Genomic DNA, 23,543 nt, shown 5'->3' on the forward strand with positions numbered 1-23,543 from the left:
GGATGCGTTGGGTCAGGGGACCATCTCGGGCTTGGGGTGGGCGGCCTTCCAGTCCATGGCCATGCGCACGCGGTTCCCCACGGCGGGGTGATCATAGAACAGGATCTCCTCCAGCTTGGAGGGGGTGGCGGCGCGGTATTCGATGGTCTTGACCAGGGCCTTGGCCAGGCCGTCGGGCTCGTTCACCCGCTCCAGGGAGAACTTGTCGGCGTCGGTCTCGGCCAGCCGCACCATGGAGGAGGTGATCGGCGTCCCCACCAGGGCCAGGACGGCGATGATGATGGAGATCACCGGGAAGCCGGCGGGGTCGGACAGCCCCTGCACGCCCTTGGCGCCCACCAGGGCCGCGACGGGGGCGAACAGGCGGTCCACCAGGAAGAAGCTGATCAGGGCCAGCAGGCCGAAGCCCGAGGCCAACCAGATGGAGTGCATGTGGACATAGTGGCCCATCTCGTGGCCGACGACGCCCTTCACCTCGGCGATGTCCGCGCCCTGCTTGAACATGGTGTCGCTCATCGCCACCCGGGCGGTGCCGAACAGGCCCGAGACATTGGCGGTGTAGCGGTTGGACTGCTTGGAGCCGTTGTAGACATAGATCTTGTCCGACGGCACGCCGTTGGCCTTGGCCATGGCCACCACGGTGTCGCGCACCGGACCGGGCGGGGCCGGGGTGTAGGTGTTGAACAGCGGCTCGATGAAGACCGGCGACAGCACCATCAGCACCATGAAGGCGAAGGCCACCAGGCCGCCGCCCCACAGCCACCAGGTCTTGGGGGCGCGGCGGATCAGGGCGTAGAGGCAGGCGGCCAGGACCACCGACAGCACCAGGGAGATGGCCATCATCATCAGGTGCTCGCCCATCCAGCCCGCCAGGGGCTGGCTGGTGAGGCCGTAGCCCTTCTCCCGCCACCAGTCCTCATAGACCGACCAGGGCAGGCCCAGGACGCCCTCGACCGCGCCGTCCACCAGCAGGACCACCAGGGCCGCCAGCCAGGGCCGGCTCTTCTTGGCCTCGATCCAGGCCCGCAGCTTCACCAGGACGCCGGACCTGAGGACCAGCCAGGCGATGACCACCGCCACCACCGCGCTCCACAGCAGCAGCCAGTGGCCGCCCTGGGTGTAGGCCGTGGCCTTGGCGTGGGCCTCCGGCGGCAGCACCGCGAGATAGGCCTGCGTCGCCGCGGCCGGATCGAATTGGGCCATGCCCCGTCCCTCCCGAATAAGGGGTGGAAAAAGCCAGATAACCCCCCGCTTGTCAGGTGAAATTTGTCTCATGTGACGGGCCCCTTCCCCCGCCGGGAGCGCCGGAGGATAAAGGCCGATGACCGTGATCCTGGCCATCCACGCCCATCCCGACGACATCGAGACCCTGGGGGCCGGGACGCTCGCCCTGCTGGCGGCCAAGGGCCACGCGATCAGGATCGTCACGGTGACGGCCGGCGACTGCGGCTCGGCGGAGATGGACCTGGCCACCACGGCCAAGGTCCGCCGGGGCGAGGCCGCCGCGGCCGCGGCCCTGATCGGCGCCGACTACCGCTGCGCCGACATCCCCGACCTGTCGGTGTTCAACGACGATCCCTGCCGGCGGCGGGTGACGGAGATGGTCCGCTGGGCGTCGCCCGACATCGTCATCACCGCCTCGCCGGCCGACTACCACCCCGACCACGAGGCCGTGAGCGTCCTGGTGCGCGACGCCTGTTTCGCCGCCTCCGTCCCCAACTACAGGACGGGCGAGGCCCCGGTGCTGGCGGGGATCCCGCACCTCTATTTCATGGACCCCATCGGCGGCCGCGACCGGGAGGGGGTCCGGGTGGCGCCCGAATTCGGCGCCGAGGTGGGCGACCACTTCGCCACCAAGCAAGCCATGCTGGCGGCCCACAAGAGCCAGGACAGCTGGGTCTCCCAGCAGCACGACATCAGCGACCACCAGGCCTCGATGGAGGCCTGGACCCGCCGTCGGGGCCGCGACTTCGGCGTTCCCCTGGCCGAGGGCTTCCGCCAGTACCGTCACCACCCCTACCCCCGCACGCCCCTGTTGCAGGCGTTGCTGGGGGAGGCCCTGGTCAGCCCCCTCCCCTGAAAAACAATCGCGTCCGCCTGTCGGACGTTGACGCCCCTCTTCGTCCTTGGGGAAAGCTTGCAAGGAATCCCGCCATGTCGAACCTGATGAAGACCCTGCTGGCCGCCGCCGCCGGCCTCGCCCTCTCCCAGGCCGCGCCGGCCTCCGCCCTTGCGGCGGGCGGCGCCTGCCCGCCCGGCGTGCCGCAGGGGATCTTCTGCGGCGAGAAGGACGCCAGCCTGGCGCCGGCCGGGACCTACGCCATGGACACCCAGCACGCCGCCGTCGTCGCCCGGGTGGCGCACATGGGCTATTCCATCAGCGTCTTCCGCTTCGACAAGGCCAAGGCGACCCTGACCTGGGACCCGGCCGCGCCTGCCAAGTCATCGGTCACCGCCTCGGTGGAGACCGCCTCGATCACCAGCAACGTCCCCGGATTCGCCACAGAGATCGCCGACAAGTATCTGATGTCCAAGGCCAATCCGACGGCCAGCTTCACCTCCACCGCCTTCCGCCGGACCGACGCCACCCACGGTCAGGTGGAGGGTCGCCTGACCCTGATGGGCAAGACCGCGCCCCTGACCTTCGACGTCGTCCTGGTGGGCGCCGGCAAGGGCTTCGGCGCCCCGCGCATCGGCATGACCGCGCGCGGCTGGATCAAGCCCGGCGACTACGGCATGCCCGCGGTGTTCGCCGACCCCATCGAGCTGGTGATCGACGCGGAGTTCGAGAAGCAGGGGTGAGGGAGAGGCAGGCTCGAACCGGCGTCCCGGCGCGCAGTGAGGTTGGCCGAAGGTCGGGTTGTGGGCTGGAGGCCGACGGTGGCTATCGACCCTGAGCGGAGGTTGGCCGCGCTCGGAGGTTGACCCCCCGCGCCCCCCGGGCGTTGAAGGGGCGCAGGTTCCTCGGTGGGCCTATCTTGAGCGCAGAGCGAGCAGCCCGTGCAGGCCCCTGAACTTCAGCGTGCGATGGCCGACGCCATCTCGACCGCCAAGGCCCTTGGCCTCCACGCCGACGAGGCGGTCGTTCTTCACAACTCAAACAAGCTCGCCCTCCGCATACTGCCTTGTGATGCATTTGCCCGGGTCGCGCCGGTGGCGCGGCAAGTGGCGCAGTTCGAGGTGGTGATCGCCACTCGGCTCGCCGAGATCGGCAGTCCTGCGGTGGCTCTCGAACCTAGAGTTCGGCCCGGCGTCTACGAGCGTGACCAATTCGCGATTACGTTCTGGACCTACCACGCGCCCGTGGCTCCAGACCTCGCGCCAGCCGATTACGCAGATGCGCTCTGGCGTCTGCACGCCGGCATGCGGACGATCGAGATCACGGCGCCGCACTTCACCGACCGCGTCGCAGAAGCCCAGGACCTCGTGGCGAACCGGGCCCAAACGCCGGACCTCGCCGACCCAGACCGGCGCCTTCTCAGCGACATGTTGAAGAGCCTCCGGCGAACGATTGTCGCTCGCGGCGCGGCGGAGCAATTGCTTCACGGCGAACCGCACCCAGGCAATGTGCTGAGTACAGAGATTGGGCCGCTGTTCATCGACCTTGAGACCTGCTGCCTCGGGCCGATCGAGTTCGACCTGGCGCACGTGCCCGAGGCGGTGTCCGAGTGCTATCCGGACGTTGATCAGGCGTTGCTGAGCGAGTGCCGCGCCCTAGTTATCGCGATGGTCGCAGCGTGGCGATGGGACGCTGGCGATGAGTTCCCGAACGGCCGACAGTGGGCCAACCACTTCATCGACACCCTGCGCAAAGGCCCGCCATGGCCGTCGCTCCACGCCATGGCACGGCAGCTTGAGGGGCATGGCTGACGGGCCTCCGGGATTGCGGCTGAGATTAGCCGCGACTCTCTCGGCGCCGCGTCTGCTTTCCACCCTTCCTGCAAGTTCCAAGGGTCGGGGATGTGTCACCCCGATCTGGTGGGGCGTTCATCGAAGGAGCGGGCGTCGGGTTCGTCGCGGTCCCAGTCCGCCCTCGAAGCGCAGAACAGGTGCGTGCGAACGCCCTTGCCGAGGGGCTCGTCGAGCGTCCCGGCCGTGACATAGACGTTCCGCGCGTCCGTTTCGGCCGGGAGCGGCGTGCCGCAGGTCCTGCAACGGGTGATGCTATAGGTCTCGCGCAGGGCGAAGGTGACGCCGTGATCCTCCCCCTTCACCCAGCGAAAGCGGTCCACCGGCACGATCAGGATGGCGTTGCCGTTCGAACCGGAGGCCTTGCGACACAGCGAGCAGTGGCAGACCCAAACGCCATCCAGATCGCCGTCGATCTCATAGGCTCTGGCGCCACAGAGACAGCTGCCGGTTCGAACGGTCATTGGCTTTCCCCGCGGGCCACGGTCGGTTCGTTCGCCGGGTCGGCTCCGCAGCGGGAAAAGAGCGTGAGGCGCGCCGGAACGCAACCTCCGCGACCCACCCGTCTCCGAGGTTTGCTCGGCGCAGATGCGATAGGCTGGAAAATAGGGCTTGAGCCGGAACCTGGGTCCGGCCTCATAGGTGGGGCCGTCCCACGGAGACGCCAAGCAGGATGAGCGAACGCTTCCTCAGTCCCAGCGAGACCGCGCGCCGCCTCGGCGTCGGTGTGCGGGCCTTGCGCCTATACGAGCGGAGAGGCCTGGTCCGCCCCGGGCGGACGCAGGCAGGTTGGCGCGTCTACGGCCCAGACGAGATCGAGCGACTGCACCAGGTGCTGACGCTGAAGTCACTCGGTCTGTCCTTGGCCCGCATCACCCAACTGCTTGGCGGGCGAGTCGCGGACCTGCCGGCTCTGCTGGCCCTGCAGGAGGACGTGCTCACCGCCCGCATCAACGACCTGCAGCGCGCGCGCAAGTCGGTGCAAGCCGCCCGCACGAAGGTCACGCGCGACGGGCGGCTCGCCCTGGAAGACCTCATTGACCTCGCTAGGGAGACGACCATGTCCACGCTGGACGAGACCCGGCTGGCGGTCAGCGCCCACCAGGTGCTGGGCGACGCGATCGACCCGCGCCTGCCCGGCCTCTACCGCGGCAAGGTGCGCGACAACTACGACCTGCCGGACGGGCGGCGCATCCTGGTCACCTCCGACCGCCTGTCGGCCTTCGACCGGGTGCTGTGCTGCATCCCGTTCAAGGGCCAGGTGCTGAACAGCGTCGCCCGCTGGGCCTTCGAGCAGACCGCCGACCTCTGCCCCAACCACGTGCTGGACTACCCCGACCCGAATATCGTCGTCGGCCGGCGCCTGGAGATCCTGCCGGTGGAGATCGTCGTGCGCGGCTATCTGGCGGGCGCCACCAGCACCTCGATCCTTACCCTGTACCGGGCCGGTCACCGGGAGATGTACGGGCATCGGCTGCCCGACGGCCTAGCCGACCATCAGGCGCTGGAGACGCCGATCATCACCCCTACCAGCAAGGCCGCCGACGGCGCCCATGACGAACCGCTGACCGAGGGCGATATCCTCGCGCGCGGCCTGCTCAGCCAAGCCCAGTGGCGGCAGATGAGCGAAACCGCCCTGGCCCTCTTCGCCCGGGGCCAGGCCTTAGCAGCCGAGCGCGGCCTGATCCTCGCCGACACGAAGTACGAGTTCGGGATCGACGCCGCGGGGACCCTGCGTCTCGCCGACGAGATCCACACCCCCGACTCCAGCCGCTACTGGCGGGCTGACACCTATTCCCAGCGCCTCGCCGCCGGCGAGCCCCCGGACAGCTTCGACAAGGACGTGGTCCGCGCCTGGGTCGCCGCGCGATGCGACCCCTACAAGGACGAGGTCCCGGAAATCCCCCCGGAGCTGATCTGGAAGACCGCGCTCACCTATGTCGAGGCCCACGAGCGGATCACCGGACGCGCGTTCGAGCCGCCTGCCCCCGCGCCGCCGGTGCGCGAGCGCGTCCTGGCGGCCCTGGGGGATTTCCACGGCGCGCGCACGGCATGACCTTGCCCCATCGGCCGAGCGCCGTGGTCTTCGACATGGACGGCCTGCTGTTCGACACCGAGGCGCTCTGGCAGGCGGCGCTGCTGGCCGCGGCCGCCGAAGCTGGGCATGAGATTCCGGACGCGGTCTACGCCGGGTCCATCGGCGTGCGGCGCTCGCAATGCGGGGGTCTGTTCCGCGCGCACTTCGGCGAGGGGTTTCGCTTCGAGGATTTCCACGCCGACTGGCGGCGCCATTTCTGGGCGATCGCCGAGAAGGACCTGGCCCTGAAGCCCGGCGCGTCCGAGCTGCTGGAGGTTCTGGACCAGGTCCGGCTGCCGCGCGCCATCGCCACCTCGTCATCCCGGGCCACCGTCGAGCGCCACCTGACCGCGCACGGCCTGAGGGATCGCTTCGACCAGATCGTCTGCCGGGGCGACTACGAGAACGGCAAGCCCGCGCCCGATCCCTTCCTGAAAGCCGCCGAACGGCTGGGGGTCGAGGCGCGCTCATGCCTGGCGCTCGAGGACTCCCATATCGGCGTCAGATCGGCGGCGGCGGCGGGGATGATGACCGTGATGGTCCCGGATCTGCTTGAACCCACCGAGGCGCTTCGCGCCGTGTGCGTCCTTGTCGCCCGCGATCTGCATGAAGTCCGAGATCTGGTCTTGGCGGGCCTGTGAGCAGGGTGGCGCGCGCCGGTCAGCCGGCCGAAGCGGCGAGGAAGACCGCGTACTGGGCGTCGAAGGCGCGCCGGTAGGCGGGCCGCGCCTCGGCCCGGGCGACATAGGCCGCCAGGTTCGGGAACTCCGCCACCAGGCCCGAACTGCCCAGCCGCTGCAGCACCGACACCATCATCAGATCGCCGGCGCTGAAGTGCCCGTCCAGCCAGTCGGCCTCGCCCAGCCGCTGGGACAGCTGCCCTAGCCGCACGCGGATCTGGTCGTGGATCAGCGCCAGGCGCTCGGCGAACCAGCTCCTGTCGCGCTCGGCGAACATGGCGGTCTGCAGCTCCAGGATCGGCGGCTCCACGGTGTTGAGCGCCGCGAACATCCAATTGGTGGCGCGGGCCCGGCCGTCGGCGTCGTCGGGCAGCAAGCCGGCGTGCTGCTGGGCGACGTGCAGGATGATCGCGCCGCTCTCGAATAGGGCCAGCTCGCTGTCCTCATAGGTGGGGATCTGGCCGAAGGGATGCAGGGCCAGATGGGCCGGTTCCTTCATCTCGGCGAAGGTCAGCAGCCGCACCTCATAAGGCTGGCCGACCTCCTCGAAGGCCCAGCGGACCCGCATGTCGCGGGCCAGGCCCCGGCCGCGGTCGGGTGAGGCCTTGAAGGCGGTTATGGTGGGCGTCATCGGGCGGCTCCGGTGGCGGCGTCGCGCGTGGCATGGGTCTCTCGCACTGTCTGTCTCCGCGTCTTCGTCTACCGCACAGGACGAACGGCCTATGCGCCTCCCGACACGGCCTAGCGTTTTCGCCTCGGACCTCCACCCGCCGGGCCCTCCAGAAGCCAGGCCGCAAGGCTGGCGATGGTGGTGAAGCCGAGGCTCTCATAGAGCCGCAGCCCGGCCTCGGTCGCGCCCAGGTGGAAGCGCACGACCCCCCGCCCCCGATAGTCGGCCATCACCTGGGTCAGCAGGGCGCGGCCCCAGCCCCCGCGCTGGCGGTCCGGCGGCGTGGCCATCAGCGAGATTCCCGCCGTGTTCCCGGTGGGCGTCACGGTGACCGCGCTCATCGGCTGCTCACCGTCCCAGGCGATCCAGGTCTCGACCCCGGCGGTCTCGGTGACACAGACATCGATGCAGCGGGCGAGGACGTCGCGCGGCGAGTCGAAGGCGGCGGCCGCCAGGTCCCCGGCGATCCCCACCAGCTCGGGCCCCAGGGCGCGGGTGACCTTGACGGGCCGGCTCGGCGCGACGGGGGTGTCGGCCCGCAGCACCATCAGCGGCGAGGTCCCCACGGGCGTCAGCCCCAACCGCGTCGCCACCGGCGCCAGCGCCTCGGCCACCCGTGGCGGCATCACGGCGATCATCGGCAGCCCCCGCGCCCTGGCCCGCGCCACCGACGAGATCAGGAACGCCTCGGCCTCGGGCCCCCCGCCCAGGGTCAGCCTGTTGAAGTCGGCCGAGGGCTCGCCGGTCAGGCCCAGAACGCAGTCCCGAGTCAGGGCCATCTCGACCCCCGGCACATCGCCCATCTGGGCGACCAGCGCGCGCACGCAAAGCCGCATCAGCTCGTCGGTCTCGTCCATGAATCCCCCCCGCGCCCGGTCTCGGCCGAGCTTGTCACAGCAACGGGAGCCAGCCTGCCATCCTTCTGCGCGGCTGGGAACGTCGCGTCGTCGCCGCTCTCCCCCGATCCGCATTGGGGCACTTGTCGTCCGCGCGGCTCTGCGCCTAAATTGAATTCAATTCAATTCCGGGATCACGCCATGGCCACGACCAAAATCGGCACGCGCGAGCGCCTGATCCGCGCCGCCCAGGAGGAACTGATCCAATGCCACGGGCTGCTGGAGATGCAGGCTGTCGCTAAGCGGGCCAAGGTTTCGGTGGGGCTGGCCTATCACCACTTCGGATCCAAGGCCGGGCTGATCGCCGCGGTGGTGGAGCGCTTCTACAACCGGCTGGAGGACACCGCCTTCAGCCCGTCGAAGCTGGTCTCCCCGGACTGGGCGGGGCGGGAGAAGGAGCGGCTGGCGGCCTATATCGCCTTCCACTACGACCACCCCTTCGCACCCCTGGTGGTGGGCCCCTTGAGCCGGGCCGCCGAGGTGCTGGATGTCGAGCAGGCCTTCACCAAGCGGCAGCTCGCCGCCGGCGCGCACAATCTGCGGGTGGGGCGGCGGGAGGGCGTGATCCCCGGCAACCTCGATCCGCGTCTCACCATCGCCCTGATGATCGGCGGCATCCGCCAGGCGCTGATCGGCGCCCTGACCAGCCCCCATCGCCCCGACCGAAGCGTGCTGACCGAGAAAATCTGGGTCTTCGTCGCCGGAGCCCTGCGCCTGCCGGTCCCCGAGGCGGGATCGCCGACGTGACCTGACAGCAAACATCCCGGGCCAGAAAAGGAACCGACGCCGTGGCCGATCCGCACGAATTCCACCAGCCGAAGTCCAGTTACACGAAGGACGACCTGATCCTGTCGAGCCGAGGCGGCTATTTCGGACCGGGCAACGCGCAACTCCCCGCGCCGCCCATGCTGATGATGGACCGGATCACGGCGCTGAGCCTCGACGGCGGGGAATTCGGCAAGGGCCACATCGTGGCCGAACTGGATATCACCCCGGACCTCTGGTTCTTCGCCTGCCACTTTCCGGGCGACCCAGTCATGCCGGGCTGCCTGGGGCTGGACGCCCTGTGGCAGATGCTGGGCTACTGGCTGGGCTGGTCGGGGTCGCCGGGCAAGGGCAGAGCCCTGGGCGGTGAGATCCGGTTCCGGGGCGACATCACCCCCGAGACCCGCCTGGTGCGCTACGAGGTGAGCGTGCGGCAGGCGCGGCGCGGGTCGCCCGCCGTGGGGGTCGCGACGGGTCAGGTCTTCGCCGACGACGCCTGCGCCTATGTCGCCAGCGACCTGCGGGTGGGGATGATCCGGCCCGAGGGCTGAAGCGGCGCCCGGGATTCCGGCGTTGACTCAAATTTACAGCCGTAGTTTCTTTGGTTTACGGATGTGAATTGGATGGGCGCCCGGCGCCGACGGAGAGACCCATGAAAAGTCCATCGGCCGCGATGCTGCTGAGCCTCTCGATCGCCGCGGCCCTGAGCGTGTCGAGCCCGGCGTCGGCGGGGGCCGACGAGGAGGCGCTGGCGAAGATCGAACACGACTTCGCCGAGATGCAGGTCACCCAGGATCCAAAGACCCTGGCGCGGGTCGCAGGGGTGATGGACGAGGGGTTTCGCTTCGTAGACCCGGCCAGCCGCGACGCCGGCGCCTCGAAGGCGCAGTTGCTCGGCCTGATCGGGTCCGGAAAGCTGGTGGTCGAGTCGATGGAGTTCCGGCCCTTCACGATCCAGATCTTCGGATCGACCGCCATCGTCGAGGGCGTCAATACCGGCCGGGCGACCTTCGCGGGGACCGATGTCAGCGGGACCTTCGCCTGGGTGGATGTGTTCGAGAAGCGCGACGGCCAGTGGATGTGGCTGTTCAGTCAGAGCGGCAAGGTCGGCGACCGGCTGTCGGACAGGGACGCCTGCAGCCGGCCGCCCTGCCCGGCGGTCCATGCGGGCTTTTCGGTCGGTCGGTAGGGCCGGCCGTCCTAGGCCGCCCTACAGGTTCTCGATCTCGCAGCCGAGCGTCTCGGCGATGGCCTCGGCCAGGATCTTGCGGTGGCAGCCGCAGGCGTCGGCCTCGTAGCAGAGCAAGGCCGTCTTGCGGTCGGCGGCGATGGCGGTGGCCCGGGCCAGTTCGAGCTGGGCGGCGGGCTCGGCCATGTGGGCCTGGAAGATCTCCGCCATCTCGCCGATGCGGCCCTTGCGGGCGGCCTCGCGGCCGGGCTTGGGCGTGCCCAGCTGGCGCAGGTGGAGGTACTCGATCCCGGCCTGGGCCAGGCTGGCGGCCAGCAGGGTCTTGGAGAAGCCGGCGCGGCGCGAGGCGGCCACGGCGCGGACATCGATGAGCACCGCCACCTGGGCGGCCTTCAGACGGGCGATCACCGCGTCCTGGGTGGCGCTCTCGTAGCCGATGGTGGCGAGGGGGATTTGAGCAGGCATTTCCGCAAGATAGGGGCGGTTGGTCAGATCGCCAGCGGCGCCGTCGCAAAAGGGCTCGAACGCAGGCGGCGGTGCGGCTAGGACTCGAGGCATGAAACTGTTTGCCCTCGCCACCGCCCTGGTCCTGGGGGCCCTCCCCGCCCAGGCCGCCGTCCAGACCCAGCTGCCGGCCGGGGTCGAGCCCGTCGCCTACGACCTGACGGTGACCCCCGACGCCAAGGCCCTGACCTTCAAGGGCCAGGTGCGGATCACCTTGACCACCGCCAGGCCGACCGACCGGGTGGTGCTGAACGCCGCCGACCTCACCTTCGCCCAGGCCAGCCTGGACGGGGCGCCGGCCAAGGTGACCACCGATCCCGAGGCCCAGACCGCGACCTTCGCCCTGGCCCGGCCCCTGAAGGCCGGCAGGCACGTCCTGGCCGTCAGCTATGCCGGGAAGATCAACGAGGGGCCCGCCGGCCTCTTCCACGTCGACTACGACGGCGGCCGGATGCTGATGACGCAATTTGAACCGGCGGATGGCCGCCGGTTCGCGCCAATGTTCGACGAACCGGCCAAGAAGGCGGTCTGGACCGTAAGCGCCGTGGTCCCCGCCACCCAGATGGCGCTGTCCAACATGCCGCAGAGCGCCAGCACGCCCCTGGCCGGAGGCCTGAAGAAGGTCCGCTTCGCGCCGACCCCCAAGATGAGCTCCTACCTGCTGTTCTTCGGCCTGGGGGACCTGGAGCGTATCAGCGCCCAGGTGGACGGGACCACGGTGGGCGTGGTCATGCGCAAAGGCGACACCGCCAACGGCCGCTACGCCCTGGAGGCCGCCACCCAGCTGCTGGCCTATTACAACGGCTATTTCGGGGTGAAGTACCCTCTGCCCAAGCTCGATCTGATCGGGGCGCCCGGCGAGGCGGCGGGCGCCATGGAGAACTGGGGGGCCATCCTCTACACCCAGTCCTACATCGTGGTGGATCCCAAGCTCTCCACCGCCGCCGACCGCCAGACGGTGTTCAACGTGGTGGCCCACGAGATGGCCCATCAGTGGTTCGGCGACCTGGTGACCATGGCCTGGTGGGACGACCTGTGGCTGAACGAGGGCTTCGCCAACTGGATGGCGGTGAAGGCCAGCGACCATTTCCACCCCGAGTGGCGGCCCCTGCTGACCGCCCAGGCCGACAAGGACGACGCTCTCAAGCTGGACTCCAAGGCCTCCACCCACCCGGTGGTGCAGACCATCAACACCGTGGCCCAGGCCGAGCAGGCCTTCGACGCCATCACCTACCAGAAGGGCGAGGCGGTGATCCGCATGCTGGAGGGCTATGCCGGCCCGGACGCCTGGCGCGACGGGGTCCGCGCCTACATGGCCGCCCACGCCTATGGCAACACTGCGAGCCGCGACCTCTGGGCCGCCATCGACAAGGCCGCCGGCAAGCCGATCTCCGCGATCGCCCACGACTTCACCCTGCAGCCGGGCGTTCCGCTGATCGCCCTCGCCTCCGGCTCGCCCCCCACCCTGAGCCAGGGCCGGTTCGGCACCGACGAGGCCTCCAAGGCGCCCCTGACCTGGCGCGTGCCGGTCCGCGCCGCCCCGGTGACCGGCCTGGGGAGCGCGATCATCTCCGGCGCCGCGCCCCAGACAATGGACGGCCTGGTGATGCCCGCCGTGCTGAACGCCGGCCAGACCGGCTACTACCGCAGCCTCTACGACGCCAAGGCCTTCGCCCTGGTGGCGGGGCAGATGGGCAAGTGGGAGGCCGCCGACCAGATCGGCCTGCTGGACGACGGCCTGGCGCTCGGCCTGGCCGGCTACGCGCCGGTAGGGAACTACCTGCAGCTGGCCGCCGCCCTGCCCGCCTCGGCCGACCCCCTGGTCTGGCGCAGGGCCGCGGACGGCCTGGCCGGACTGGACGGCTATTTCGACCCGGGACCGGGGCGGGACGCCTACCGCGCCTGGGTGCTGGCGCGCCTGGCGCCGGTGCTGAGCCGCGTCGGCTTCGACGCCCGGGCCGGCGAGGCCGACAACGAGGCCATCCTGCGCGAGACCCTCCTCACCGCCTTGATCGCGCTGGACTCCCCCGCCGTCCTGGCCGAGGCGCGGCGGCGGTTCGAAGCCACCGGCCACGACCTCTCCAAGCTGGACGCCTCAGCGCGCAGCTGGGTGCTGCCCGGGGTCGTCCAGGGGGCCGACGCGGCCACCTTCGAGACCCTGCGCGGCCTGGCGCGGGCCAGCCGCGATCCCCTGGAGAAGCAGCAGCTCTACGAGCTGCTGGCCGGGGTGCAGGACGCGGCCCTGGCTCAGAGGGTGCTGGACCTGGCCATCACCGACGAGCCGCCGACCAATGTCGGTCCGCGCCTGATCGCCGGGGTTTCCAATGAGCATCCGGACCTAGCCTGGCGCTTCACCCTGGCCAACCTGCCAGCCATCTCCAAGGGCTTCGACGCCCTGCGCCGCAACAGCTTCGTGCCGGGGATCGCCGGGCGCTCCAAGGACGCCGCCCGCGCCGAGGAGCTGCTGGCCTTCGCCGCGGCGAACATCCCCGCCGACGCCCAGGGCGACACCAAGGTGGCGGTGGCCCGCATTCGCTATGGCGCGGAGATCAAGGCCAGGCGCGTCCCGGAGATCAGCGCCTGGATCGCCGCCCAGGGGCGGTAGGAGCGCTCAGCCGACGCCGAGCTGGGCCCAGATGGCGGTGGGGTCGAAATAGGGCCGCTCGGCGACGATCTTGTCGCTGTCCTTGGCGAACTCGAAGGCCGCGGCCATGCGGATGCGGAAGGTCTTGCCCGTCGCGGGGTGCTCCTTGCCCTGGATCCGCAGCGGGCCCAGGTGCGTGCCCATCAGCCAGAACTCCACGAAGACGGTGTCGCCGTCCTGGTGCAGGGCGATGACCTCGTTGGACTGGTCGGGGAACGGGGTCCGCGAGCGGCGGAAGTACTCCATCACCGCGGCGTCGCCCTCCATCACCGTGCCCTGGCCGTAGAGCTCGTAGCGGGGGACCACGAAGGTCTTCAGCACCGCCTCGAAGTCGAGCTCGGTCTCCAGCCGCATGTGGTCGCGGACGGTCTTCTCCCGGGCGGCCCGCAGCTCGGCGCTCACCGGCCCTGGACCGGGCGCTTCACCGTGATGCTGGGGGGCATCTTGGAGGCCACCTCCAGGCGCTGCACCTCAGCCACGGCGGTGGCGATCTTGTCCTCGCCCTCGGCCTGGTCGGCGGCGATGTTGCAGCCCACCAGGGCGTTGTCGCGGAAGATCGCCACCAGCAGGGGCAGGCCCTCGGAGGGCGGCGGATAGAGGACGCCGTGGATGCGGGGCGGCATGGGCGGTTCCTACCTGTGGGACTTGTCGTCGAGGACAGTGAGGTGGCGGACCGTCAGATTCTCGATCTCGAGATGCTTGATCCGGCTGCGGCCGACCGCCAGGCGACCTACCGCCAGCCGGCCGATGGTCAGCGCGCCCAGCGCCAGGAAGCCGACGGCCAGGGCGCCGAGCGCCCCGGCCCCCACAGCGCCGGCCGGCAGGGCCTTGGGCGCGATCCGGGCGACGGGGGTTTCGGGCTCTTCGCTCACCGGTCCTTCTCCCGCTCGCCGATGGCGGCCTGGGCTGCGGCCAGGCGGGCGATCGGCACCCGGAAGGGCGAGCAGCTCACATAGTCGAGGCCGACCTTCTCGCAGAACTCGATCGAGGCCGGGTCGCCGCCATGCTCGCCGCAGATGCCGAGCTTGATGTCGGGGCGGGTCTTGCGGCCGCGCTCCACGGCGATGCGGATCAGGTCGCCGACGCCCTCCTGGTCGAGGCTCACGAAGGGGTCCTTTTCGAAGATGCCCTTGTCGATATAGGCGCCCAGGAAGCGGCCCGAGTCATCGCGGCTGATGCCGAAGGTGGTCTGGGTCAGGTCGTTGGTGCCGAAGGAGAAGAACTCGGCGTGCTCGGCCAGGTCGTCGGCGCGGATGGCGGCGCGGGGCAGCTCCACCATGGTGCCGACGCGGTAGTCGATGGTGACGCCCTTCTCGGCCATCACCTGCTGGGCCACCCGATCGGTGAGCTCGCGCAGGAACTTCATCTCCAGGCCCTTGGAGACCAGGGGGTGCATGATCTCCGGGATCGGCGCGGCCTTGCCTGAGGCGACCACCTCGATGGCGGCCTCCAGGATGGCGCGGACCTGCATCTCGTAGATCTCGGGATAGGCCACGCCCAGGCGGCAGCCGCGGTGGCCAAGCATGGGATTGACCTCGTGCAGCTCCTTGGCCCGGGCCAGCAGCTTGGCGGCGTCCAGGCCGGTGGCCTTGGAGACGGCTTCCACGTCCTCGGCGGTGTGGGGCAGGAACTCGTGCAGGGGCGGGTCCAGCAGGCGGAAGGTGACCGGCAGGCCCTCCATGATGGAGAACAGCTGCACGAAGTCCTCGCGCTGCATGACCAGCATCTTGGCCAGCGCCTGTTCCCGGCCCGGGCGGTCGTCGGCCAGGATCATCTCGCGCACCGCGGCGATGCGCACGGCGTCGAAGAACATGTGCTCCGACCGCACCAGGCCGATGCCCTCGGCCCCGAACTGGCGGGCGGCGGCGGCGTCGGCGGCGGTCTCGGCGTTGGCGCGGACCTTCAGGCGGCGGATGGCGTCGGCCCAGACCATCAGGGCGGCGAAGTCGCCGGTGAGCTCGGGCTCGATCATCTGGACGGCGCCGGCCAAGACCTCGCCCTTGGAGCCGTCGATGGTGATGATGTCCCCGGCCTTGAAGGTGCGGTTGCGGGCCCGGAAGGTCTGGGCGGCGTCGTCGATATAGAGCTCGCTGGCGCCGGAGACGCAGGGGCGTCCCATGCCCCGGGCCACCACGGCGGCGTGGCTGGTCATGCCGCCGCGGGCCGTCAGGATCGCCTTGGCCGCGTGCATGCCGTGGATGTCCTCGGGGCTCGTCTCCTCGCGGACCAGGATGACGTCCTCGCCGGCGCTGGCCAGGCGCTCGGCCTCGTCGGCGTCGAAGACGACCTTGCCGGTGGCCGCGCCGGGTGAGGCGGGCAGGCCCGAGGTGATGATGTCGCGCGGGCTCTTGGGGTCGATGGTGGGGTGCAGGAGCTGGTCGAGCGAACCGGGCTCGATGCGCATCACCGCCTCTTCCTTGGTGATCAGGCCCTCATTGGCCAGGTCCACCGCGACCTTGAGCGCCGCCTTGGCGGTGCGCTTGCCGTTGCGGGTCTGGAGCATGTAGAGGCGCCCCTTCTCCACGGTGAACTCGATGTCCTGCATGTCGCGATAGTGGTGTTCCAGCTTCTCGACGACGGACTTGAACTCCTGGAAGACGTCCGGGAGGGCCTCCTCCATGGAGGGCGACTTCTCCCCCATCTCCTCGCGCGCGGCGCGGGTCAGGGCCTGGGGCGTGCGGATGCCGGCCACCACGTCCTCGCCCTGGGCGTTGATCAGGAACTCGCCATAGAGGCGGGCCTCGCCGGTGGAGGGGTTGCGGGTGAAGGCCACGCCGGTGGCCGATGAGTCGCCCATGTTGCCGAACACCATCGACTGGACGTTGACGGCGGTCCCCCAGCTTTCAGGGATGTCGTGCATGCGGCGATAGAACTTGGCCCGGTCGTTCATCCAGCTGGCGAACACCGCGCTGACCGCGCCCCAGAGCTGGGCCTCCGGATCCTGCGGGAAGGGATGGCCCAGCTCGCGCTCGACGGCGGCCTTGTAGGCGGAGACGACCTTCTCCCAGTCCTCGGCGCGCAGGGCGGTGTCGACGTGGACGTCGAGGCGCTCCTTATGCTCGTCGAGGATGTCCTCGAACATGTGGTGATCCAGGTCCAGCACCACGGCCGAGTACATCTGGATGAAGCGGCGATAGCTGTCGAAGGCGAAGCGGCGGTCGCCGGCCAGCTTGGCCAGGCCCTCCACCGTCTGGTCGTTGAGACCCAGGTTCAGGACCGTGTCCATCATGCCGGGCATGGAGGCCCGGGCGCCGGAGCGCACCGAGACCAGCAGCGGGTTGGCGGCGTCGCCGAACACCTTGCCGGTGAGGACCTCGACCTTGGCCAGGCCGGCGGCCACCTGTTCCTTCAGTCCGTCCGGATAGCGCTTGTCGTTGGAATAGTAGTGGACGCAGGCTTCCGTCGTGATCGTGAAGCCCGGCGGCACCGGCAGGCCGAGGGAGGACATCTCGGCGAGATTGGCCCCCTTTCCGCCCAGCAGGTTCTTCATGGAGGCGTCGCCGTCGGCCCCGCCTCCGCCAAAGGAATAGACCCAGCGCGACTTCGTCAGCGTATCGGTCGACATCCTTGAGTCTCCTAACCCGTCACCAGAGAAAAGTCCGCGACGCGCCCCATGGCGTCACGCACCTGCGCCAATAGCCGCAGGCGGTTCTCACGTTCCGCCGCGACCTCAGAGTTCACTAATACCTTCTCGAAGAAGGCGTCCACGGGCGCGCGCAGTCCCGACAGGGCACGCATCGCACCCGCGAAATCTTCTTGCTGCAATGCACGCGCCACGGCGGGTTCCGCAAGGGAAATCGCCCCGATCAGGGCGGTCTCCTCGGGCGGCGCGCCGGCCATGCCGACCGCCGGCCCGACGGGCAAGGGCCCCTTCTTTTCCTCGGCCTTGAGGATATTGCCGGCGCGCTTCTCGCCTGCCAGCAGGTTCTTGCCGTCCTGCGTGCTGAGGAACCCGTCCAGGGCCTCGACCCGGGCCACGATGCGCACCAGGTCGTCGTCGCCGAGCGCGAAGACCGCGTCCACCAGGTCGTGGCGCTTGCCCTGGTCGCGCAGGACCACCTTCAAGCGGTCGGCGAAGAAGGCCATGACCTCGTCGGCCACCACCGAATAGGGGCGGAATTCGTAGATGACCTCGCCCTCAGGCGCCTCGCCGGCCGCGGCCGTACGGTCGAAGCGGATATCGAAGTCTTCCTGCGTGGCCACCACATAGGGTTTGCCTTCCAACAGCGCGGCCTCGAACTCCTCGACATAGGTCTCGAAGACCTCCGAGGGGCTGCGCGACAGGGGGCCGAGATAGCCGGTAGTGCGCTTGGTGGAGACATAGAGGGCGCGGCCCGGATCGACGAAGCAGCGCAGGGACCGGTACCAGTCGGCCACCAGCTCGCGGATCGGGGCGCGGGCCTCCGACCCCAGCAGGATGCGGATCACGCCCAGAGCCGCGCGGCGCAGGGCGTAGGGGTCGCGCGAGCCCGTGGGCTTCTCGTTGATGGCGAAGAAGGCCGTCAGCGTGTCGAGCTTTTCGGCCAGCGCCACGGCCATGGTGACGGGCACGTCGGGCGCCTCGTCATTGGCGCCCACCGGGCGGTAGTGGTCGCGTATGGCGTCGGCCACGACCCCGCTGATCTTCTCCTCGCGGGCGTAGTAGCCGCCCATCAGGCCCTGCAGCTCGGGGAACTCGCCCACCATGCCCGTGCCAAGGTCGGCCTTGGACAGCCGGGCGGCCAGGACCGCCTTGGGGACGTCGGCGCCGACCCGCGGGGCGATGGCCCCGGCCAGGATCTCCAGCCGCTCGACCCGCTCATAGAGGCTGCCCAGCTTGGCGTGGAAGGTGACGCCCTTCAGCTTCTCCAGGCGGTCCTCCAGCCGGGTCTTGCGGTCCTCGTCCCAGAAGAAACGGGCGTCGGAGAGGCGGGCCGACAGCACCTTGGCGTTGCCGGCCGCGATCACCTTGCCGCCATCGGCGGCCTCGATATTGGCCACGGTGAGGAAGTGGGGCGCCAGCTTGCCGGTGGCCTCATTGCGGACGGCGAAATACTTCTGATGGGTGCGCATGGAGGTGCGGATCACCTCCGGCGGCAGGTCGAGGAAGGCCGGGTCCATGTCGCCCAGCACGGGCGAGGGCCATTCGGCCAGGCCCGCGACCTCGTCCAGCAGGCCCTCGTCGTCCACCAGATCCAGGTTGCGGGCGAAGCAGAGGGTACGGGCCGCGTCCATGATGCGGTCCTTGCGCTCCTCGGGGTCGAGGATCACGAAGTGCTTGGCCAGCTTCTCGGCGTATTCGTCGAAGTCGCGCACCTTGAAGGGCTGGCCCGAGCCCATGAAGCGGTGGCCCTCGGTGACGTTCCCGCTCTCGATACCATCGACCGAGAAGGGCACGATCTCGCCGCCGAACACGCAGACGATGCGCTTGAGCGGGCGGACCCAACGCAGGGTTCCCCGCCCCCAGGTCATGGATTTCGGCCAGGGGAAGTCGCGGACGATCTTCTCGACCATCTCGGCGATGATCTCCGGCGTCGGGCGGCCCTGGCGGTGGATGTGGGCGAACCAGACGCCGTCCTTCTCCACCAGCTGTTCGCGGGTCAGGCCCGTCGAGCGCAGGAAGCCGTCCATGGCCTGGTCGGGGGCGCCGACGCGCGGGCCCTTGCGGTCCTCGTGACGGTCGCCCTGGGTGGCGGGAAGCCCCTCGGCCACCAGGGTCAGGCGGCGCGGGCCGCCGAAGCTCTTCACCGCCTCGGGGATCAGTCCCTCGGACGCCAGGTGCTCGCGGGCCATGCGTTCGAAGTCGCGCGCGGCCTGGGCCTGCATGCGCGCCGGAATCTCCTCGGAGAACAGTTCGATCAGAAGCTGGGGCATGGTCCTACTTCGCGCCCTGCTCTGCCTGCGGCGGGCTTTCGCCCCCCTCGTTCTTCACCCAGGCCACAGCGCACATCTTGGTCAGGTCGCGGATGCGGCCGATATAGCTCTGGCGCTCGGCCACGGCGATGGCGCCGCGAGCGTCCATCAGGTTGAACAGGTGGCTGGCCTTCAGCACGTGGTCGTAGGCCGGCAGGACGATGGCCTGGCCCTGCGGCCCGGTCATGGCCAGCAGGCGCGGGACCTGGATCTCCATGTCCTCGAACTGGCGCTTGAGGGTCTCCACGTCATAGCCGTGGAAGTTGGCCTCCGAGTGCTGGCGCTCGTTCTCCAGGAAGACGTCGCCATAGGTCTTGGGCTCGGGGCCGTCGGGATCGTTGAAGGCCAGCTGGGTGAAGTGGTCCACCCCCTGGATGTACATGGCCAGGCGCTCCAGGCCGTAGGTCAGCTCGCCTGCCACCGGGAAGACGTCCAGCCCGCCCACCTGCTGCATGTAGGTGTACTGGGAAACCTCCATGCCGTCGCACCAGACCTCCCAGCCCAGGCCCCAGGCCCCGACCGTGGGGTTCTCCCAGTCGTCCTCGACGAAGCGAATGTCGTGCAGGCGGGTGTCGAGGCCGATGGCCTCCAGGCTGCCCAGATAGAGGTCCTGCAGGTTGTCGGGGTTCGGCTTCAGGATCACCTGGTACTGGTAGTAGTGCTGCAGGCGGTTGGGGTTCTCGCCATAGCGGCCGTCGCCGGGCCGCCGCGAGGGCTGCACATAGGCCGCCCGCCACGACTTGGGGCCGAGCGCGCGAAGGACCGTGGCCGGGTGCAGGGTGCCCGCGCCGACCTCAACGTCGTGCGGCTGCAGAATCACGCAGCCCTGACGGCTCCAATAGTCGTGCAATTTCAGGATAAGGCCCTGAAATGAAAGCGGCTTGTCGGCGGGCATGGGGGCTGTTTCGCAGGCGCAAAAAAAGTCGGCGGACCATAGGGCCCGCCGACCTTGGCTTCAACCCACGTAGGGCTGTCTTTAGTTACCCTTGGGCGCCGAGCGCTTCCCGGCGTTGGACAGGGGCTTGTACTTGGCGCGGTTCTCCGGGGTGTCGGCCACCGGGCCGTTGGTCACCGTGGTGGTGGTCAGCGTGGCCGAGGTGTCGGTGGTGGCGCCGGTGTTGGCCAGCGGGGTGGTGACGCTGGTGGAGGTCGAACCGTCAGCCGCCGTGTCGGTGGTGGTCACCGTGCCGGGGGCCGGATCGCCGGCCGGGGTGGTCATGGCCGGTTCGGCGGGCTGCGCCGGCTGGCTCATGGTCTGGGCGTGGGCGGCCCCCGTCATCAGGGCGGTGGCGGCGGCGGCGGCGAGAAGGTGCTTGAGGGTCATGGTCATTGCTCCTGGTGGTTCCTAGGAATCCCGACGGCCGGGGGCCGCCGGGCAGCCCCGACTATTTCTGTTGCGGCTTCGGCATGACTTGGATGGCCGGCGCCGTGGTGGGGGTCCCGGCAGTGGCCGAGGCGGGCTGGGCGCTGGCGGCCGCGGCCATGGCGCCCGGCGGCAGCAGCACCTTGTCCACCACGTGGAGGATGCCGTTGGAGGCCATGACGTCGGCCTGGACGATGTCGGCGTCGTTGACCTTCAGCGTCGCCCCGCCCGTCAGCTCGACGGAGGGACCGGCCACAGTGGCGGCCTTGCGGCTGGCGCCCTTGAACTCCGAGGACGGCACCTTGGCGTTGATCACGTGATAGATCAGCACCTTCTGCAGCTGGGCCTTGTTCTCGGGCAGCATCAGCTTGTCCAGTTCGCCGGCCGGCAGGGCCGCGAAGGCCGCGTCCGTGGGGGCGAACACCGTCAGGTTCGGCGTGGTCTTCAGCAGGCCGGTGAGGTTGGTGGCCTCGGCCGCCTTCAGGAACGTGGTGAACTGGCCCGAGGCCTGGGCGGTGGCGACGATGTCGCCGGCGGCGGCGACCTTGGGGGTCGTGCTGACCGCGGCCGGTGTCTCGGCCGGAGTCGTCGCCGCAGCCTTGGCCGGCGCCGAGGCGGCGGGGGGCGTCTTGGCCGGGGCGGCCTTGGCGGCGGGAGTCTGAGCCTGGGCGGCGCCGGCGATCAGGGCCAGGGCGGCGGTCGTGGTCAGAATGGATTTCAGGGTCATACGGTCCTCATGACGGGGTTGAACGGGAGCCCCCTCCGGCCGACGCATCGAAAGCTCGGCCTGTCGGGCTGACAGCGCACGGCGCAGCCGGTGGTTGCTCCGATCACGGGGTCGTGAACGGCTTGTCCCTTCACTGGTTGGACGCCCCCGCGTCGGCGCCCCGGCGTCCGGCGCGACCATTCCGGAGGCAGGTTGTGCGCACATTTTAAGCGCAGTCGGCCCCATCTGCTCAGTTCTTGGGCGCCTTTAGTCTTTTCCTTGATCAGAAGTTACCGCGCGCCCTGCGGGACGGCCGCGTCTCGGTAGCGTCGCCTTGCCGTCGGGGGGGCTGAACTCGCGACGGGCGGGAATTCACCACGGGCGTGCCGAGCTTAGAGGCTGCGCAGGAGCGAGCGGATGAAACTGATCATGGCGATCGTCAAACCCTTCAAGCTGGACGACGTGCGCGAAGCGCTCGTGGCCGCCGGCGTCGAAGGGCTGACGGTTTCGGAAGTTAAGGGCTACGGCCGGCAGAAGGGGCAGACGGAGATCTACCGGGGCGCTGAGTACCAGGTGAACTTCGTTCCCAAGGTGAAGCTGGAAGCTGTCGTCGACGACAGCGCCGCGGCCAAGGCCGTCGAGGCCGTCAAGGCCGCGGCCGCCACGGGCAAGATCGGCGACGGGAAGATCTTCGTCCTCAATGTCGAGGACGCGGTTCGCATTCGGACCGGCGAGTCCGGCACTGCGGCGCTCTAGAGCGCGGCGCGAACTCATCGGGACAAGGGGATAGACATGAGAACATTCGGAATGAAGCGGCTGGCGGGCCTGATGCTCGCCGCCACCCTGGCCGGGGCGCCCTTGGCGCTGCCCGCCTTCGCTCAGGACGCCGCGCCGCCCGCCGCCGAGGCCGCCGCGCCCGCGCCGGAAGCCGCCGCTCCGGCTCCGGAGGCCGCGCCGGCCGCCGAAGCTCCGGCCGCCGAGGCCGCCGCACCGGCCAAGCCTTTGATGGCGCACCAGGTGAAGCTGGAGCTGGACGGCTCGGGCACCGCCTGGATCCTGACCTCCACGGCCTTGGTCCTGCTGATGACCATCCCCGGCCTGGCCCTGTTCTACGGCGGCATGGTCCGCCGCAAGAACGTCATCGCCACGGTGGCCCAGTCCTTCGCCGTCACCTGCGTGGTGACGATCGTCTGGATGGCGATCACCTACGGCATGGCCTTCGGGGTCAACCCGGACGAGACCCTGAACAAGTACATCGGCTCCTTCGACGTGCTGTTCCTCAACGGGGTCACCACCGAGACGGCCTTCTCGGCCGCCAAGGGCCTGCCGGAGATGCTGTGGATCGTCTATCAGATGACCTTCGCCATCATCACGCCGGCCCTCATCGCCGGCGCCTTCGCCGAGCGCATGAAGTTCTCGGCCCTGCTGCTCTTCACCACCCTGTGGGCGATCTTCGTCTACGCGCCCATCTGTCACTGGGTCTGGGGCGGCGGCTGGCTCTCGGGCGCGGGCGTCCTCGACTTCGCCGGCGGCACGGTCGTTCACATCAATGCGGGCGTCGCCGGCCTGATGTGCGCCCTCGTGCTCGGCAAGCGTAAGGGCTACGGCTCGGAAAACATGGCCCCGCACAACCTGGTCTTCACCATGATCGGCGCGAGCCTGCTGTGGGTGGGCTGGTTCGGCTTCAACGCCGGCTCGGAATGGGCCGCCGACGGCATCGCCTCGGCCGCCATGCTGAACACCCAAGTCGCCACCGCCGCGGCCGCCCTGGCCTGGATGATCGTGGAATGGGTCGAACGCAAGAAGCCCGGCATGCTGGGCATGGCCTCGGGCGCGGTGGCCGGTCTGGTCGCCATCACCCCGGCCGCCGGCTTCGTGAACCCGCAGGGCGCCCTGATCATCGGCGTCATCGGCGGCGGCGCAGCCTATGTCGGCGCGGTCTGGCTCAAGCGCCTGCTGAAGTACGACGACAGCCTGGACGCCTTCGGCGTGCACGGGATCGCTGGCATCGCCGGCGCCCTGCTCACCGGCGCCCTGGCCGACCCGTCCATCAACAGCCTGGGCGAAGGCGCCTCGGTGGCCAAGCAGATGCTGGGCATCGGCGCGACCATCGCCTGGTCGGGCATCGCCACCCTGGTCATCCTGTTCATCTGCAAGTTCACCACCGGCCTGCGTGTCTCGGAAGAGGGCGAAGTCGAGGGTCTGGACCTGTCGCTGCACGGCGAAGCCCTGCACGAATAGTTCGAAC

General features: G+C 69.6%; 24 protein-coding genes and 1 pseudogene. 12 read left to right on the forward strand and 13 right to left on the reverse strand.

The genetic code is table 11. The features are described from left to right. Nucleotides 1–12: 12 nt before the first annotated feature. Complete coding sequence (locus tag ACO06I_RS07460) at nucleotides 13–1,203, reverse strand: M48 family metallopeptidase (protein ID WP_421931945.1); 1,191 nt, start codon at nucleotides 1,201–1,203, stop codon at nucleotides 13–15. A 118-nt stretch (nucleotides 1,204–1,321) separates the two neighbouring features. Between ACO06I_RS07460 and ACO06I_RS07465 the strand changes: the two genes are divergently transcribed. The 3 genes from ACO06I_RS07465 to ACO06I_RS07475 all read left to right on the forward strand — a co-directional run bounded on the left by ACO06I_RS07465 (nucleotide 1,322) and on the right by ACO06I_RS07475 (nucleotide 3,870). Next, nucleotides 1,322–2,080 carry a PIG-L deacetylase family protein gene (locus ACO06I_RS07465; protein ID WP_421931946.1) on the forward strand — a complete coding sequence of 253 codons (759 nt, stop codon included), beginning with the start codon at nucleotides 1,322–1,324 and terminating at the stop codon, nucleotides 2,078–2,080. Nucleotides 2,081–2,154: 74 nt separating this feature from the next. Beyond that, entirely contained in the window at nucleotides 2,155–2,802 is a 648-nt protein-coding gene (locus ACO06I_RS07470) for a YceI family protein (protein ID WP_421931947.1), read from the forward strand. Nucleotides 2,803–3,027: 225 nt separating this feature from the next. Further along, entirely contained in the window at nucleotides 3,028–3,870 is an 843-nt protein-coding gene (locus tag ACO06I_RS07475) for a phosphotransferase family protein (protein WP_421931948.1), read from the forward strand. Between the two features lie 95 nt (nucleotides 3,871–3,965). Here the strand turns inward: ACO06I_RS07475 and ACO06I_RS07480 are convergent, their stop codons facing one another. Further along, nucleotides 3,966–4,373, reverse strand: coding sequence for a GFA family protein (locus ACO06I_RS07480; protein ID WP_421931949.1), 408 nt, complete (start codon nucleotides 4,371–4,373; stop codon nucleotides 3,966–3,968). 209 nt (nucleotides 4,374–4,582) lie between these two features. On the opposite strand from ACO06I_RS07480, the pseudogene ACO06I_RS07485 reads away from it, so the two are divergent. The 3 genes and pseudogenes from ACO06I_RS07485 to ACO06I_RS07495 all read left to right on the forward strand — a co-directional run. Next, a pseudogene (locus ACO06I_RS07485) lies at nucleotides 4,583–4,882 on the forward strand (MerR family transcriptional regulator); the annotation flags it as partial. Between the two features lie 111 nt (nucleotides 4,883–4,993). Next, nucleotides 4,994–5,965 (forward strand): phosphoribosylaminoimidazolesuccinocarboxamide synthase, encoded by a 972-nt coding sequence (locus ACO06I_RS07490; protein WP_421933609.1) that lies wholly within the window; start codon nucleotides 4,994–4,996, stop codon nucleotides 5,963–5,965. Next, nucleotides 5,962–6,627 (forward strand): HAD family hydrolase, encoded by a 666-nt coding sequence (locus ACO06I_RS07495; protein WP_421931950.1) that lies wholly within the window; start codon nucleotides 5,962–5,964, stop codon nucleotides 6,625–6,627. The genes ACO06I_RS07490 and ACO06I_RS07495 overlap by 4 nt, the downstream gene beginning before the upstream one ends. A 19-nt stretch (nucleotides 6,628–6,646) precedes the next feature. On the opposite strand, the gene ACO06I_RS07500 is transcribed toward ACO06I_RS07495, so the two are convergent. Both ACO06I_RS07500 and ACO06I_RS07505 read right to left on the reverse strand, forming a co-directional pair. Next, nucleotides 6,647–7,297 (reverse strand): glutathione S-transferase family protein, encoded by a 651-nt coding sequence (locus ACO06I_RS07500; protein WP_421931951.1) that lies wholly within the window; start codon nucleotides 7,295–7,297, stop codon nucleotides 6,647–6,649. Nucleotides 7,298–7,407: 110 nt separating this feature from the next. Next, on the reverse strand, nucleotides 7,408–8,193 hold the full coding sequence (locus ACO06I_RS07505) for a GNAT family N-acetyltransferase (RefSeq protein WP_421931952.1): 786 nt from the start codon (nucleotides 8,191–8,193) through the stop codon (nucleotides 7,408–7,410). A 180-nt stretch (nucleotides 8,194–8,373) separates the two neighbouring features. Between ACO06I_RS07505 and ACO06I_RS07510 the strand changes: the two genes are divergently transcribed. From ACO06I_RS07510 to ACO06I_RS07520, 3 genes are all read left to right on the forward strand, one after another. Further along, a complete protein-coding gene (locus ACO06I_RS07510; protein ID WP_421931953.1) occupies nucleotides 8,374–8,979 on the forward strand; it encodes a TetR/AcrR family transcriptional regulator in 606 nt (201 codons plus the stop codon). Between the two features lie 41 nt (nucleotides 8,980–9,020). After that, complete coding sequence (gene fabA / locus ACO06I_RS07515) at nucleotides 9,021–9,548, forward strand: bifunctional 3-hydroxydecanoyl-ACP dehydratase/trans-2-decenoyl-ACP isomerase (RefSeq protein WP_421931954.1); 528 nt, start codon at nucleotides 9,021–9,023, stop codon at nucleotides 9,546–9,548. 101 nt (nucleotides 9,549–9,649) lie between these two features. Further along, nucleotides 9,650–10,186 carry a nuclear transport factor 2 family protein gene (locus tag ACO06I_RS07520; protein WP_421931955.1) on the forward strand — a complete coding sequence of 179 codons (537 nt, stop codon included), beginning with the start codon at nucleotides 9,650–9,652 and terminating at the stop codon, nucleotides 10,184–10,186. A gap of 21 nt (nucleotides 10,187–10,207) precedes the next feature. Here the strand turns inward: ACO06I_RS07520 and ACO06I_RS07525 are convergent, their stop codons facing one another. Further along, complete coding sequence (locus ACO06I_RS07525) at nucleotides 10,208–10,651, reverse strand: DUF488 family protein (RefSeq protein ID WP_421931956.1); 444 nt, start codon at nucleotides 10,649–10,651, stop codon at nucleotides 10,208–10,210. A gap of 91 nt (nucleotides 10,652–10,742) precedes the next feature. On the opposite strand from ACO06I_RS07525, the gene ACO06I_RS07530 reads away from it, so the two are divergent. After that, on the forward strand, nucleotides 10,743–13,295 hold the full coding sequence (locus tag ACO06I_RS07530; protein WP_421931957.1) for a M1 family metallopeptidase: 2,553 nt from the start codon (nucleotides 10,743–10,745) through the stop codon (nucleotides 13,293–13,295). 6 nt (nucleotides 13,296–13,301) lie between these two features. Here the strand turns inward: ACO06I_RS07530 and ACO06I_RS07535 are convergent, their stop codons facing one another. The 8 genes from ACO06I_RS07535 to ACO06I_RS07570 form a co-directional block, all read right to left on the reverse strand. Beyond that, nucleotides 13,302–13,736 carry an ester cyclase gene (locus ACO06I_RS07535; protein WP_421931958.1) on the reverse strand — a complete coding sequence of 145 codons (435 nt, stop codon included), beginning with the start codon at nucleotides 13,734–13,736 and terminating at the stop codon, nucleotides 13,302–13,304. Further along, nucleotides 13,733–13,957, reverse strand: a complete 225-nt coding sequence (locus ACO06I_RS07540; protein ID WP_421931959.1) for a hypothetical protein — start codon at nucleotides 13,955–13,957, stop codon at nucleotides 13,733–13,735. Before ACO06I_RS07540 ends, ACO06I_RS07535 begins: the two co-directional genes overlap by 4 nt. A gap of 9 nt (nucleotides 13,958–13,966) precedes the next feature. Beyond that, nucleotides 13,967–14,206 (reverse strand): hypothetical protein, encoded by a 240-nt coding sequence (locus ACO06I_RS07545; RefSeq protein WP_421931960.1) that lies wholly within the window; start codon nucleotides 14,204–14,206, stop codon nucleotides 13,967–13,969. Further along, the gene (ppdK, locus tag ACO06I_RS07550) at nucleotides 14,203–16,899 is read right to left on the reverse strand and encodes a pyruvate, phosphate dikinase (RefSeq protein ID WP_421931961.1); all 2,697 of its coding nucleotides are present in this window, start codon (nucleotides 16,897–16,899) and stop codon (nucleotides 14,203–14,205) included. The genes ACO06I_RS07545 and ppdK overlap by 4 nt, the downstream gene beginning before the upstream one ends. Nucleotides 16,900–16,910: 11 nt before the next feature. Continuing rightward, nucleotides 16,911–19,187: a glycine--tRNA ligase subunit beta gene (gene glyS / locus ACO06I_RS07555; protein ID WP_421931962.1), complete on the reverse strand. Its 2,277-nt coding sequence runs from the start codon at nucleotides 19,185–19,187 to the stop codon at nucleotides 16,911–16,913. Between the two features lie 4 nt (nucleotides 19,188–19,191). Then, on the reverse strand, nucleotides 19,192–20,121 hold the full coding sequence (locus ACO06I_RS07560; protein WP_421931963.1) for a glycine--tRNA ligase subunit alpha: 930 nt from the start codon (nucleotides 20,119–20,121) through the stop codon (nucleotides 19,192–19,194). A gap of 81 nt (nucleotides 20,122–20,202) precedes the next feature. Further along, entirely contained in the window at nucleotides 20,203–20,550 is a 348-nt protein-coding gene (locus ACO06I_RS07565) for a hypothetical protein (RefSeq protein ID WP_421931964.1), read from the reverse strand. 61 nt (nucleotides 20,551–20,611) lie between these two features. Continuing rightward, nucleotides 20,612–21,316, reverse strand: coding sequence for a fasciclin domain-containing protein (locus ACO06I_RS07570; protein ID WP_421931965.1), 705 nt, complete (start codon nucleotides 21,314–21,316; stop codon nucleotides 20,612–20,614). 396 nt (nucleotides 21,317–21,712) lie between these two features. Here ACO06I_RS07570 and ACO06I_RS07575 point away from each other — a divergent pair, with 396 nt between their 5' ends. Together ACO06I_RS07575 and ACO06I_RS07580 are read left to right on the forward strand one after the other, a co-directional pair. Continuing rightward, complete coding sequence (locus ACO06I_RS07575) at nucleotides 21,713–22,051, forward strand: P-II family nitrogen regulator (RefSeq protein ID WP_215339866.1); 339 nt, start codon at nucleotides 21,713–21,715, stop codon at nucleotides 22,049–22,051. A 36-nt stretch (nucleotides 22,052–22,087) separates the two neighbouring features. Further along, a complete protein-coding gene (locus tag ACO06I_RS07580) occupies nucleotides 22,088–23,536 on the forward strand; it encodes an ammonium transporter (protein WP_421931966.1) in 1,449 nt (482 codons plus the stop codon). Nucleotides 23,537–23,543: the final 7 nt, after the last annotated feature.

Origin of the sequence: Phenylobacterium sp. (genome assembly GCF_965229015.1) — a bacterium.
GTDB lineage: Bacteria > Pseudomonadota > Alphaproteobacteria > Caulobacterales > Caulobacteraceae > Phenylobacterium.

Excerpts from the sequence above, each read along its gene's own strand:
- ACO06I_RS07460 (WP_421931945.1), bottom strand. The coding sequence starts at position 1,203 with ATGGCCCAATTCGATCCGGCCGCGGCGACGCAGGCCTATCTCGCGGTG.
- ACO06I_RS07465 (WP_421931946.1), top strand. The coding sequence starts at position 1,322 with ATGACCGTGATCCTGGCCATCCACGCCCATCCCGACGACATCGAGACC.
- ACO06I_RS07470 (WP_421931947.1), top strand. The coding sequence starts at position 2,155 with ATGTCGAACCTGATGAAGACCCTGCTGGCCGCCGCCGCCGGCCTCGCC.
- ACO06I_RS07475 (WP_421931948.1), top strand. The coding sequence starts at position 3,028 with ATGGCCGACGCCATCTCGACCGCCAAGGCCCTTGGCCTCCACGCCGAC.
- ACO06I_RS07480 (WP_421931949.1), bottom strand. The coding sequence starts at position 4,373 with ATGACCGTTCGAACCGGCAGCTGTCTCTGTGGCGCCAGAGCCTATGAG.
- ACO06I_RS07495 (WP_421931950.1), top strand. The coding sequence starts at position 5,962 with ATGACCTTGCCCCATCGGCCGAGCGCCGTGGTCTTCGACATGGACGGC.
- ACO06I_RS07500 (WP_421931951.1), bottom strand. The coding sequence starts at position 7,297 with ATGACGCCCACCATAACCGCCTTCAAGGCCTCACCCGACCGCGGCCGG.
- ACO06I_RS07505 (WP_421931952.1), bottom strand. The coding sequence starts at position 8,193 with ATGGACGAGACCGACGAGCTGATGCGGCTTTGCGTGCGCGCGCTGGTC.
- ACO06I_RS07510 (WP_421931953.1), top strand. The coding sequence starts at position 8,374 with ATGGCCACGACCAAAATCGGCACGCGCGAGCGCCTGATCCGCGCCGCC.
- ACO06I_RS07520 (WP_421931955.1), top strand. The coding sequence starts at position 9,650 with ATGAAAAGTCCATCGGCCGCGATGCTGCTGAGCCTCTCGATCGCCGCG.
- ACO06I_RS07525 (WP_421931956.1), bottom strand. The coding sequence starts at position 10,651 with ATGCCTGCTCAAATCCCCCTCGCCACCATCGGCTACGAGAGCGCCACC.
- ACO06I_RS07530 (WP_421931957.1), top strand. The coding sequence starts at position 10,743 with ATGAAACTGTTTGCCCTCGCCACCGCCCTGGTCCTGGGGGCCCTCCCC.
- ACO06I_RS07540 (WP_421931959.1), bottom strand. The coding sequence starts at position 13,957 with ATGCCGCCCCGCATCCACGGCGTCCTCTATCCGCCGCCCTCCGAGGGC.
- ppdK (WP_421931961.1), bottom strand. The coding sequence starts at position 16,899 with ATGTCGACCGATACGCTGACGAAGTCGCGCTGGGTCTATTCCTTTGGC.
- glyS (WP_421931962.1), bottom strand. The coding sequence starts at position 19,187 with ATGCCCCAGCTTCTGATCGAACTGTTCTCCGAGGAGATTCCGGCGCGC.
- ACO06I_RS07560 (WP_421931963.1), bottom strand. The coding sequence starts at position 20,121 with ATGCCCGCCGACAAGCCGCTTTCATTTCAGGGCCTTATCCTGAAATTG.
- ACO06I_RS07565 (WP_421931964.1), bottom strand. The coding sequence starts at position 20,550 with ATGACCCTCAAGCACCTTCTCGCCGCCGCCGCCGCCACCGCCCTGATG.
- ACO06I_RS07570 (WP_421931965.1), bottom strand. The coding sequence starts at position 21,316 with ATGACCCTGAAATCCATTCTGACCACGACCGCCGCCCTGGCCCTGATC.
- ACO06I_RS07575 (WP_215339866.1), top strand. The coding sequence starts at position 21,713 with ATGAAACTGATCATGGCGATCGTCAAACCCTTCAAGCTGGACGACGTG.
- ACO06I_RS07580 (WP_421931966.1), top strand. The coding sequence starts at position 22,088 with ATGAGAACATTCGGAATGAAGCGGCTGGCGGGCCTGATGCTCGCCGCC.